This is a genomic window from Massilia sp. CFBP 13721 (genome assembly GCF_014842025.1).
Taxonomy (GTDB): Bacteria; Pseudomonadota; Gammaproteobacteria; order Burkholderiales; family Burkholderiaceae_D; genus Telluria.
Map to the genome: position 1 here is coordinate 138757 of NZ_JACYUY010000006.1, position 13035 is coordinate 151791.

Below are 13035 nucleotides of genomic sequence, written 5' to 3' on the forward strand. Positions count from 1 at the left end.
TTCATGGGCACCCCATGACATAGCCAGCCCGTTCTATTTGTTTTTCTGCCAAGACCTGTGGTTTCCCAGTCACACACACCAAAAGTTTCCGTAAGGTATCTTCAGTTTGCGACAGGCATCCCGTAGAATCCGAGCCTGTTCTTCTGTGCGTTCCCCCACTTTCCCAACCAGGCCGGTGCGGCTGTTGCCAGCGCCCGGGCTCGGTGTTGCCTTTTTTTATACGACATGTCCAGCCTCCCTCGTACTTCGTCCGCCTCCCGAAAACTGACCACATTGAGCGCCATTGCGGCGGCGGCCATGCTGCTCAGTGCCTGCGGTACCGTCAAGGTGCAGCCGCTGACCGACACCGAGGTGCGCCAGCAGGCGGCGCTCGACCGCCAGGCCGCCTTTGCCAACGTCCCGCCGGTGACCGGCAAGCTGACGATGGACGAAGCCGTCGCGCGCGCCCTGAAGTACAACCTGGACCGCCGCACGCGCCTGATGGAAGAAGCGCTGGCGATGAACCAGCTCGACACGGCCAACCTCGACATGCTGCCGCGCGTGATGGCCAATGCCGGCTACACCTGGCGCGATTCCGACCTGATCACCCGCAGCGTCGATTCCGTTACCGGCCAGCCTTCGCTCGCCAATCCGTACATTTCGTCCGAGCGCAGCCGTCCGGCGTATAACCTCGGCACCACCTGGAACCTGCTCGACTTCGGCCTGTCGTACTACGGCGCCAAGCAGTCGGCCAGCCGCGTCGGCATCGCCGCCGAACGCCGCCGCAAGGCGATGCACGTACTGATCCAGGACGTGCGCTCGGCCTTCTGGCGCACGGTCAGCGCGCAGACGCTGCGCGACGACGTGCGCAGCACCATCGCGCTGGCCGAGGCGGCCCTGAGCGACGCGCGCAAGGTCGAAGCCGAACGCCTGCGCTCGCCCGTCGACACGCTGCGCTACCAGCGCCAGCTGCTGGAAAACCTGCGCCTGCTCGAGAGCATCGAACAGGAACTGGCCAGCGGCCGGGTCGAACTGGCCGCGCTGATCAACGTGCCCCAGGACGCGCAGTTCGAGGTGCAGGAGCCGGCCGACAGCGCCGATCCGAGCCTGCTCGAAGTGACCGGCCAGCAGCTCGAAGAAATGGCGGTGACGCGGAACGCCGACCTGCGCGAGCATTTCTACAACACCCGCATCGCGCTCGATGAAACCCGGCGCACGATGGCGCGCTTGTTTCCGAACCTGTCGTTCAACTACGACCTGCGCTACGACGCCGACAAATACCTGATCAACAACCACTGGAACGAGGCCGGGCTGCATCTGTCGTACAACCTGATGAACCTGTTTACGGGTCCAGCCGCCAAGCGCCTGGCCGACGCCGGCGTGAAGCTGGCCGACCAGCGCCGCGTCGCCGCCCAGATGACCGTCGTGACCCAGGTGCATCTGTCGCGCCTGCAGTACCAGATCGCCTACCGCCAGTACCTGCGCGCCGACCAGATCTGGCAGGCCGACGCCAAAATCGCCGAGCACGTCAAGAACCGCGAAGCGGCCGAAGCCCAGAGCAAGCTCGAACAGGTGGCCAACAGCACCACCGCGATCCTCTCTCTGCTGCGCCGCTACCAGTCGCTGGCCCAGCTGCAGGGCGCGGGCAGCCGCATGCAGGCGACGATCGGCCTCGAGCCGACGCTCGGCAGCGTGACCGAACTCTCGCTCGAGCAGCTCACGCGCGAAGTCGGCACCTCGCTGCGCAACTGGAACAAGGCGCTCAACCAGCCGGCCGAGTCGGCTGCACCAGCGGCCGCACCCGCCGCCAAATGACCCACCCGGAGAATGCAATGCACCTCATGACCCGCCTGTTCGCGCTCGGCGCGCTGCTGGCCGCCAGCGCCACCGCGGGCGCCGCCCCGGCCCCGGCGCCGGCCCGCGCCGCCTTGGAAAAGCAGGACATCCGCGCCCAGCTGTCGCCGCGCCGCTTCACCACCATCGGTGCCGAAATCGGCGCCAAGGTCAGCCGCGTGACGGTGGCCGAAGGCGCGCGTTTCCGGGCTGGCCAGACCCTGGTCGCTTTCGATTGCTCGCTGCAGCAGGCGCAACTCCAAAAGGCGAAGGCCGTCTTGTCCGGCGCCGAACGCACCTTCAGCGCCAACAAGCGCCTCGAGGAATTGCGTTCAGTCGGCAAGGTCGAACTGGAGGTGTCGGAAGCCGAAGTCGCCAAGGCCAAGGCCGAACTCGCCGCCAACGGCGTGCTGCTGTCGAAATGCGCGATCGCCGCGCCGTTCTCCGGCCGTGTGGCCGAACAAAAGGTGCGCGAGCAGCAGTTCGTGCAGCCGGGCCAGGCGCTGCTAGACATCCTCGACGATTCCGTCCTCGAACTCGAGTTCATCGTTCCCTCGCGCTGGCTGGCCTGGCTGAAAGCCGGCTACGCCTTCCAGGTCCAGATCGACGAGACCGGCAAGACCTACCCGGCCAAGGTGCAGCGCATCGGCGCGCGCGTCGACCCGGTCAGCCAGTCGGTCAAGCTGTCCGGCGCGATCGCCGGCAGCTTCCCCGAACTGATCGCCGGCATGAGCGGCCGGGTCTTCCTGGCGCCGCCGGCCGGCCAGTAGCAGGGTAGATCAACAAGCCATCAGCAGCATCCCAGAACAATTCAATCGAACCGATTCATGAACAATCCACGCCTGCCCGCCGCCATCCTCGACTCGAACCTTCAGCATGAGGCGGCGCCGGCGCCGGTTCAGCGCCAACGCCGCCTGCAACGGCGTGCACCGGCGCCGCTGGCGCTGGAACAGCGCGTGATGTTCGACGGCGCGGCGGTCGATGCGGTCGTGCGCGGCGCGATGGATGCCGCCGCCGCTGCCTCAGCTGCCGCGGGCGCCGACACCGCCACGCGCGGCGGCGAGGATGCCACCGTTCATACGCCGGTGGCGCTGGCCCCGGCCGCGCGCGCCATCCACGCCGATGCGCGCCGCGAGATCGTCTTCGTCGAAGACAACCTACCCGACTACCTGCGCCTGGCCGCGGGTGCTTCCGCCGGCGCCGAAGTCGTCGTGCTCGACCATACCGGCGACGGCCTGCAGCAAATAATCGCGGCCCTGCAAGGGCGCGAAGTCGATGCCATCCACCTGGTGACCCACGGCGCCAACGGCCAGATCGACCTCGGCAGCCAACGCCTGTCGGTCACCAACGTGGATGCCGCCGCCGCCCAGCTGGCGCAGCTGGGGCAATCGCTCGCCGCCGGCGGCGACCTGCTGCTGTATGGCTGCGACGTCGCCGGCGGCGCCGGCGAACAGTTCGTCGCGCGCCTGGCGCAGCTGACCGGCGCCGACGTCGCCGCTTCGACCGACACCACCGGCTCGGCCGGCTTCGGCAACTGGACGCTGGAAGAGGCCAGCGGCAGCATCGACACCGACGTGCAGCGGCTCGATACCGCCGGCTGGCAAGGCGCGATGGTGACGACCGTGTTCGATGCCCAGCAGCGCCAGCTGAGCTTCTCGGGCGCGGTCAAGGAGAACCCGGCATCGACCGCCACCGGCATCAACAATGGCGACGTGATGCGGTTCACGAACATCATCGAGATCGACGGCCAGAAAATCGATGCGATCGTGACCACCGCCACCGATCGCCTGACCATCAATACCTACGACTCGCCCAACCAGCCCGGCGCCACGCCGGAAGCGGCCAAGTTCTTCCAGCCGCTCACCACCGTCCGCAGCGCCGGCGGCAGCGCCAGCTTCCGTTTCGATTTCGTCCTGTCCGGCACAACGACCCAAGTCACGCTGCAGAATTTCGTCGTCAATTCGTACGACATCGACAGCTCGGGCGACAACAAGGTCGATCGCCAGTTCCAGGAATTCAAGGGCTTCGCGCGCTACGAACTGGCCAAGAGCACGCAGCTCAAGGCCGATGTGCGCGAGGACGGCTCGGTGACCTTCCAGTACAACGCCGCCGTCTCCACCAACTACCAGGGCGACCTCTACACCGACCCCTACCGCGTGCAGGTGTACTACGATTCGGCCAGCTCGATCCAGATCCGCAGCGGCGCCAACGGCTACAACAACGGCACCTTCACCGACGCCGCCGCGCACTTCGCGCTCGAATTCAAGTTCCGCGCCTGGCAAGGCGAAACCAACATCATCGGCAGCCCCGCGCCGGGCCTGCGCTACAGCACGACCACCTTCACCGAAGCAGCCGCGAACGACGGCAGCATCACGGCCACCTCGACCATCACCCTGGACAATGGCAGCTTCAGCGGCGCCGATGGTCAGACGCTGTCCGGCGTCAGCTTCGCCAGGCTGCCGGCAGGCCTGAGCGCCAGCGTCGTGCGCATCAGCGCCAACACGGCCGAATTGCGTTTCAGCGGCGCCGCACTCGCACACACCAACGCGGACGACGTCACGAACTTCGGCGTGACGTTCGCCAACGCCGCGTTCGCCAGCAACAACGCCGGCGCGGTGACTGGCGCCGCGCGCGGCGATCTGGTGCTCGACTTCATCAACGACACGACGGCGCCGGTGCTGGGCGCAGGCCAGGCATTCAACTATGCCGAGAACAGCGCCGCCGGTACGCTGGTCGGCACCGTCAGTGCCAGCGACGCGGGCGGCGTGACCGGTTTCCGTTTCGCCGCGACCGCCAACGGTACCAGCGCCGACGGCCGCTTCGCCATCGGCGCGGACGGCGCGATCCGCCTGACGGCCGCCGGCGCCCTTGGCGCCAGCAACGATTACGAGACGGCGCCGAACGCCTTTATCTACGGCGTGCAGGCCGGCGACGCCGCCGGCAACTGGTCGACGGCGCAGAACGTCACCCTGAACGTCACCAACCTCGACGACACCGCGCCGGTCTTCACCTCCGGCGCCGGCGCCCCCGTGCTTGAAAACCAGGCCTTGCTGTACACGGCCCAGGCGAACGACAGCGTCGACTACACCGACCGCGTCGTTCACTATGCACTGCAGGCGAGCGGCGACGCCGGCCTGCTGCACATCGACAGCACTACCGGCGCCGTGCGCCTGGCCACGGGCACGCTCGACTTCGAGACCAAACGCAGCTACAGCTTCACCGTCATCGCCACCGATGCCAGCGCCAATGCAAGCGTGCAGGCCGTCACCGTCGCCGTGACCGATCTCGACGAAATCGCACCGCAGGTGACGATCGGCGGCGACCGCGCGGCCGTCAAGGCGGGCGAGCACGTCGTGCTGTCGTTCACGTTCAGCGAAGACATCGGCGCCAGCTTCACGCTGGACGACGTCGTGGCCGCCAGCGGCACGGTCGACAGCCTGGTGCGCGTGAACGCCACCCAGTACACGGCGCGCTATACCCCGGCCGCCGGCTTTACCGGCAGTGTCGAGATCGGCGTCGCGCCGGGCAGGGTGCGCGACCTTGCCGGCAACGACAATGCCGTCGGCGCCGCGCTGAGCCTGAACATCGACACCGCCGCGCCCGTCATCACCGGCCCCGGCAACGCAATCACCGTCCCCGAAAACCAGACGGCAGTATTCGGCTTCAGCGCCGACCAGCCCGTGACCTGGTCGATCGCCGGCGGCGCCGATGCGGCGCAGTTCCGCATCGACGCGCTCGGCAACCTGCGCTTCAATGCCGCGCCCGATTACGAGCAACCCCGCGATGCCGGCGCCGACAACGTCTACCAGGTGCAGGTGCAAGCCCTCGACAGCGCCGGCAACGCCACGCTGCAGACGCTGAACATCATCGTCGCCAATGTCAACGAAGCGCCGACCGCGGCGCATGCCGCCGTCGTCACGCCTGAAGACACGCCGCTCAGCGGCCAGCTGCCGGCTTATGCCGACCCCGATGGCGACAGCGCCGCCTATTACGCCGTGGCGCAGCCGCTGCACGGCAGCGTGCAGGTGGCCACCGACGGCAGCTATACCTACACCCCGGCCGCCGACTACTTCGGCAGCGACAGTTTTACCTATGCGATCGAGGATGGCCACGGCGGCCGTAACCTGTACCGTGTCGACGTCACCGTCACGCCTGTCAACGACGCGCCGGTCGCCGCCGACGTCACGGTCGGCACGGTCGAGGACACGCCGGTCAGCGGCAACTTGCCGGCCGCGCGCGACGCCGAAGGCCAACCGGTCCACTACGTGCTTGGCACCGGCCCGGCCCACGGCAACCTGGTGCTCGGCACCGACGGCCGCTACACCTACACCCCGCTCCCCGACTTCCACGGCAGCGACAGTTTTACCTATGTCGTCAGCGACGGCGGCGCGGGCACGACCCACACCGTGACGATCGAGGTCGCAGCCAGCAACGACAACCCGGTCGCCGCCGACGCCGCCATCGTGACGCGCGAGGACACGGTCCATACCGGCCAGCTGCCGGCCGCGGTCGACGCCGACGGCGACGCTGTCGCCTACGCGCTGGCCAGCGGTCCGGCCCACGGCCAGGTCGCCATCGCCGCCGACGGCAGCTATGTCTATACGCCGGCCGCCGATTTCAACGGCGCCGACAGCTTCGTCTACCGCGTCAGTGATGGCCAGGGCGGGTCGAACCTGCACACGGTGAATGTCACCGTCACCCCGGTCAACGACGCCCCGACGGCCGGCGACTCCACGATTTCAACGCGCGAGGACGAAGCCGTCGGCGGCTCGCTGCCGCAGGCGCACGACATCGACGGCGATGCGGTCGTCTATACGCTGGACGCCACGCCGGCGCACGGCAGCGTCGTGATCGAGGTCGACGGCCGCTATACCTACACGCCGAATGCCGACTACCATGGCGCCGACAGCTTTACGTATCGCGTCGGCGACGGTAGCGCCGGCACGACCTATACGGTGACGATCGGCATTGCATCGGTCAACGACAACCCGGTTGCCGCCAACACTGCCATCGTCACCGCAGAGGACACGGCCCACGCCGGCCAGCTGCCGGGCGCATCCGACGTCGATGGCGATGCCGTCGCCTATGCGCTGGCCACCGGCCCGGCCCACGGCCAGGTCGCGATTCATGCGGACGGCAGTTACGTCTACACGCCGGTCGCCGACTTCAACGGTGCGGACAGCTTCACGTATGAAATCAGCGACGGGCAGGGCGGTGCGAACCTGTACACCGTGCAGGTCACCGTCACCCCGGTCAACGATGCCCCGACTGCCGCCGATACCGTCATCGCGACGCGCGAGGACGAAGCCGTCAGCGGCAGCCTGCCGCAGGCGCACGATATCGATGGCGACGCGGTCGTCTACGCACTGGCCGAAGCACCAACCCATGGCAGCGTGCGCATCGACACCGATGGCCGCTTCACCTATACGCCGGATGCCGATTACCACGGCGCCGACAGCTTTACCTATCGCGTCGGCGACGGCAGCACCGGCACGGTCTATACCGTGACGATCGGTGTTGGGGCGGTCAACGACAACCCGGTTGCCGCCAACATGGCCATCGACACCCGTGAAGACACGGCCCACGCCGGCCAGCTGCCGGTTGCATCCGACGTCGACGGCGACGCCGTGGCTTACGAACTGGCGACCGGTCCGTCGCACGGCCAGGTCAGCATTACGGCCGACGGCGGCTATGTCTACACGCCGGCCGCCGACTTCAATGGCGCCGACAGCTTCACCTATCAAATCAGCGACGGCCAGGGCGGCGCCAACCTGTACACGGTGAACGTCACCGTCACACCCGTCAACGATGCGCCTGTTGCCGCCAACGCCAGCGTCACCACACGCGAAGACGCGGCGGTCAGCGGCAGCCTGCCGCAGGCGCAGGACATCGACGGCGACGCCGTCACGTATGCGCTGGCCGATGGGCCGGCGCACGGCAGCGTACGCATCGGCGCCGATGGTGCTTATACCTATACTCCGGACGCCGATTACAACGGCGCCGACCGCTTCGGCTACACCGTGGCCGACGGCAAGGGCGGCAGCAACGCCTATACGGTCGATGTCACGGTCACGCCGGTGAACGATGCGCCGGTCGCCAGCGGCGGCGCCAGCGGCACCGCCACGCTCGGCGAACCGATGGCGCCGCTGGCAGTGGCGCCATTTACCGATATCGACAGCGCCAGCATCGGCTACAGCGCCACGCTGGCCGGTGGCGCCGAATTGCCGGCCTGGCTGCGCTTCGATCCGGCCACCTTGACCCTGACCGGCACGCCGCCTGCGGGCAGCCTCGGCCGCCTGGAGATTGTTGTTGCCGGCACCGACGGCGCACTCACGGCCACGACCGGCGTGACGCTCGCCATCGGCAATCCGGCCACGCCCGGCCAGCGCCTGACGATCGACGCCATGACGCGCGACAGCGGCAGTTCGGCGACCGATTTCATCACTGCCGACGGCGGCGCCGGACGCAGCGTCAGCGGTACGCTCAGCGCGCCGCTGGGGCGTAACGAAATCGTGCAAGTGTCGTTCGACGGCGGCGCCAGCTGGCAGGCGGCCAGCGTCGACGGCGCCGGCTGGCGCGCGCTCGACAGCAACGCGCACGATAGCGGCTGGACCATCGCCGCGCGCGTGACCAACAGCGTCGCCGGCCTGTCCGGTCCCGAGGCGGTGCGCGCCGTCGTCCTCGACCGCGAAGCGCCGGCCGCGCCCACCGCCGACGACATCAATACCGGCAGCACCGCACCCGTATTGACCGGCACCGCGACGGTCGCGCCGGGCGAGACGCTGCGCGTCAGCGTGAACGGCAAGACCTACACGGTGGCGGCGCAGGACGGGCGCTGGTCGCTCGACCTGGCCGTGGCCGATCCGGCCGCGCCGCTGGTGCCGGGCCAGACCTACGACGTGGTCGCCACCGTCACCGACACCGCCGGCAACAGCCGCAGCGGCGCCAGCGCCGGCCGCGTCAGCATCAGCGCACCGGTGCTGGCCCCGGCCCCGGCCGCGGCGCCCGCGCCTGTGGTGGCGGCGCCCGAGCCGGCGCCATTGGCGGCCTCGCCTGTGGCCGCGCCGGCGCCGTTGCCGGCCGTGCGCGAGAGCGTCGTGCCGGGCAGCGTGGTCGGCGGCGATACGCTGGTGCTGAGCAGCGGCTTCGGCACCCGCGCCGGTTCGATGGACTTCGCCAACGTGCTGCGCGGCGCCGAACTGTCGGACGTGTACACCCGTTCGGAAGGCTTCCGCACCGTGGTCGCCAAGGCCGACGAGCCGGCGCTGGTGCTGTTCCAGGGCGTGCCCGACCAGTTCGTCGACAGCGGCGCGCGCCTGGCGGTGACGATGCCGGCCGACGCCTTCGTGCACACGCAGCCGAAAGCCACCGTGCGCCTGGCCGCCGTGCTGCAGGACGGCCGTCCGCTGCCGGGCTGGGTCACCTTCAATGGCCAGACCGGCCAGTTCAGCGGTGACGTGCCGAAGGGTCTCGCGGGCGAACTCAAGATCAAGCTCATTGCGCGCGACCTGAACGGCCGCGAAGCGGTAGCCTTGTTCCGCCTCAACGTGGGACAAGTGCGCGGCGAGGCAGGGGGAGCCGATGCAGGCAAGGCGGTCGCCACCGGCAAGGCCGGCCTGAGCGAACGCCTGGGCCAGGCCGGCCAGGGCGGCAAGTCGGCGGCCCTGCGCGGCCGTCCGTAACGAGAACAAGGAATGAAGACAGACGTGGATATCGACACCGGCACAGGCAAGGCGCACGACCCGCTCGCGACCCTGCTCGACCTGGCCCAGCGCGCGCGCCACGTCGCCGATCCGGTCGAACTCGACTTCCTGGCCGTGAACGGCAGCCACGCGCTGGCGCCGTACCGGCAGGCGGCGCTGTGGTTCGCCGACCGCGGCGTGTGCGCGCTCTCGGGCGTGGTGCAGATCGAAGCGAACGCCCCCTATGTCCAATGGCTCGAGAAGCTGTGCAAAGCTTTAGGCGATGCGGGTCCGGCGCAGGTGAGCGCGCTCGATGCGCCGGACGGCTTCGGCGCCGAATGGGCCGAGTGGCTGCCGGCGCACGCGCTGTGGCTGCCGCTGGCGGCCGTGGCCGGGCAGCAGGCGGCCGCCGGCGGCCTGCTGCTGGCGCGCGAACAGCCGTGGAGCGCCGACGAACAAGCCTTGCTGGCCGAATGGGCCGACATCCTGCGCCACGCCTGGCTGATCCGTCCGCCGGCGCCGCGCTACACGCCGGGCGCACTGCTGGCGCGCCTGCGCCTGCGCCGCGCCCACGAACGCGCCGCGCGCCTGCCCTGGTGGCGCCGGCGCATGGTGCAGGCCGGCGTGGCGGCCTTGCTGCTGTTGTGCTGTCCGGTGCGCCTGACGATCCTGGCGCCGGGCGAACTGGTGCCGGCCAATCCGGCCGCCGTGCGCGCCCCACTCGAAGGTGTGATCGAACGCTTCCACGTGCGCCCGAACCAGGCGGTCAAGGCCGGCGATCCACTGTTCGATTTCGACCAGGCGCAGCTGGCCAGCCGGGCGGCGGTGGCCGCGCAAGCGCTGGCGACGGCCGAAGCCGAATACCGCCAAGCGCTGCAGCAAGCCCTGAACGACGGCAAATCGAAGGGCATGCTCGCCACCCTGCAGGGCAAGATCGAGGAACGGCGCGCCGAAACCGGTTTCTTGCGCGGCCAGGAAGAGCGCGCCCGCGTGCTGGCGCCACGTGACGGCATCGCCCTGTTCGACGACCCCAGCGAATGGATCGGCCGCCCGGTCGCCACCGGCGAGCGCGTGATGCGCATCGCCGCGCCGGGCGACGTCGAGATCGAAGCCTGGCTGCCGCTGGGCGACGCCATTCCGCTGACGCCGGGCGCCGGCGTCACGCTGTACCTGGCCTCGGACCCGCTGGCGCCGGTGACGGCGGCGGTGCGCTATGTCGGCTACGAAGCGCAGCAGCGGCCCGACGGCAGCTACGCCTACCGCGTGCGCGCCAGGCTGGACGGCGCCTCCCAGGCCCGCGTCGGCCTGAAGGGCACGGCGAAACTGTCCGGCCCCTGGGTGCCGATGGCTTACTGGATGCTGCGCCGGCCGCTGGCGGCGATCCGCCAGACGCTCGGCTGGTGACGATGGCGGCACAGCCATCCCCGCAGTTACACCCTGCCTTGCCGGCCCTGCGCGAGGAACTCGGCCTGCATGCCGGTCCCGCGCTCGCCAGCGGTGAACCCAGCTGGACGCTCGAAGACCCGGTGCGTAACCAGTTCTTCCGCATCGACTGGATGACCTTCGAGATCCTGCGCCGCTGGACCCTCGGCACGCCCGAGGCCGTGGCGCGCGCGGTGAACGCCGCCACGCCGCTGGACGCGGGCGGCGAAGACGTCGGCGCGGTGCTGCGCTTCCTGCAGGAGAACCAGCTGGTGCGTCCCGATCCGCTGGCCTCGAACCGCGCACTGGCGGCGCGCCACAAGGCCGCCGCCGGCTCGTTCACCACGCGCCTGCTGCACCATTACCTGTTCTTTCGTATCCCGCTAGTGAAACCCGATGCCTGGCTGACGCGCGTGGCTCCCGCGTTCGAATGGCTGTTCGGGCGCGGCTTCCTGCGCCTGACGCTGCTCGCGCTGCTGCTGGGCGCGACCCTGGTCTGGCGCCAGTGGGACGCGTTCCGCACCACGCTGGCCGACTCGTTCACGCCGGGCGGCATGCTGGCGTATGCGCTGGCGCTGACCTTCGTGAAATGCGCGCACGAACTCGGGCATGCGCTCACCGCGAAGCGCTTCGGTTGCCGGGTGCCGACCATGGGCCTGGCCTTTCTGGTCCTGTGGCCGGTGCCCTACACCGACACCAACGACGTCTGGCGCCTGGCCGACCGCCGCCGGCGCCTGGCGGTGGCCGCGGCCGGGGTGCGCACCGAACTCCTGATCGCGGTGTGGGCCACGCTGGCCTGGACCCTGCTGCCCGACGGCCTGCTGCGCTCGATGGCTTTTCCATTGGCGACCACGACCTGGATCGCGACGCTGGCGATCAACGCCAGCCCGTTCATGCGCTTCGACGGCTATTTCGTGCTGTCGGACTGGCTCGAGATGCCGAACCTGCACGCGCGCGCCTTTGCGCTGGCGCGCTGGGATTTGCGCGAGCGGCTGTTCGCCCTGGGCGACCCGCCGCCGGAATATTTTCCGCGCCGTCGCCACTGGGGCCTGATCCTGTTCGCCTGGGCAGTGTGGATCTACCGCCTGGTGCTGTTCCTCGGTATCGCGGTCCTCGTGTACCACTTCTTCATTAAACTGGTTGGCATTCTTTTATTCTGTGTCGAAATGAGCTGGTTCGTCCTCCGTCCGATCCGCGCCGAGCTGCAAGCCTGGCGCAGCCTGGGGCCACGCCTCAAACGCAGCCGGCGCGCGCGCCGCAGCGCCGGCCTCGCCCTGGTGCTGCTGGTGCTGTGCGTCGTGCCCTGGCCGACGCGGGTCCAGTCCGGCGCCATGCTGCGCCCGAGCCAGGTATTCCCGGTGCACGCGCCCGAACATGCGCAGGTGACCGCGGTGCCGCTGCGCGAGGGCCAGCGCGTGGCCGCGGGGGCGCCGTTGGTGGAATTCGCCTCGCTGGATATCGGCAGCCGCCGCGAAGCCGTGCAGGCGCAAGCGGAACGGCTGCGCTGGCAGCTGGGCGCCTCCGGCTTCGACGCCGAACAGCGCGCCCAGAGCGGGGTGCTGCGCGAGCAGCTGGCCACGCTGGAAGCGCAACTGGCGCTGTTGACGGAGGAAGAGGCGCGCTACCATCCGCGCGCGCCCTTCGCCGGCGTGCTGCGCGACGTCGAGCCGGAACTGGCGCCCGGCGTCTGGGTCGGCAAGAACGAGAAGGTGGCGGTGCTGGTGGGCGAGAATGCCCACGAAGCGGGCAGCTACCTCGATGAAGAGACGGTGCGCCGCGTCGCCGTCGGCGACAGCGCGCGCTTCTATCCAGACGGGCAGTCGGGTCCGGTGCTGCGCCTGCGTGTGAGCGGCATCGACCGCGACGCCACCCGCGTGCTGCCGGGCGGCCAGTGGGCCGCGCCCCAGGGCGGGACGGTGCAGGCACGCGAGAAAAATGGCGCCTGGTATCCGGAGCAGGCCGTGTACCGCGTCAGTTTCTCGGTCGACGAGCCGGCCGGCGCGCTGGCCGGGCGCGCCTGGCGCGGCAAGGTGGTGGTCGATGGACGCTGGGAAGCGCCGGGCGCGCGCTTCGTGCGCAGCGCGGCGGCGCTGCTGCGGCGCGAAGGAGGGTTTTAAAG

The 13035-nt window shown here is 69.5% G+C and carries 5 protein-coding genes; all 5 read left to right on the plus strand.

Annotation, left to right across the window (positions count from 1 at the left end; genetic code table 11):
• The first annotated feature begins 273 nt into the window (after positions 1-273).
• Genes IFT60_RS07915 through IFT60_RS07935 form a run of 5 tightly spaced genes read left to right on the plus strand, consistent with a single transcriptional unit; the run spans position 274 to position 13033 of the window.
• Positions 274-1794, plus strand: coding sequence for a TolC family protein (locus tag IFT60_RS07915; RefSeq protein ID WP_307729671.1), 1521 nt, complete (start codon positions 274-276; stop codon positions 1792-1794).
• A gap of 17 nt (positions 1795-1811) precedes the next feature.
• Complete coding sequence (locus tag IFT60_RS07920; RefSeq protein ID WP_192051412.1) at positions 1812-2582, plus strand: efflux RND transporter periplasmic adaptor subunit; 771 nt, start codon at positions 1812-1814, stop codon at positions 2580-2582.
• A 57-nt stretch (positions 2583-2639) separates the two neighbouring features.
• Entirely contained in the window at positions 2640-9494 is a 6855-nt protein-coding gene (locus IFT60_RS07925; protein ID WP_192051414.1) for a tandem-95 repeat protein, read from the plus strand.
• Between the two features lie 12 nt (positions 9495-9506).
• A complete protein-coding gene (locus IFT60_RS07930) occupies positions 9507-10898 on the plus strand; it encodes an efflux RND transporter periplasmic adaptor subunit (protein ID WP_192051416.1) in 1392 nt (463 codons plus the stop codon).
• 2 nt (positions 10899-10900) lie between these two features.
• Positions 10901-13033 (plus strand): site-2 protease family protein, encoded by a 2133-nt coding sequence (locus IFT60_RS07935; RefSeq protein WP_192051418.1) that lies wholly within the window; start codon positions 10901-10903, stop codon positions 13031-13033.
• Positions 13034-13035: the final 2 nt, after the last annotated feature.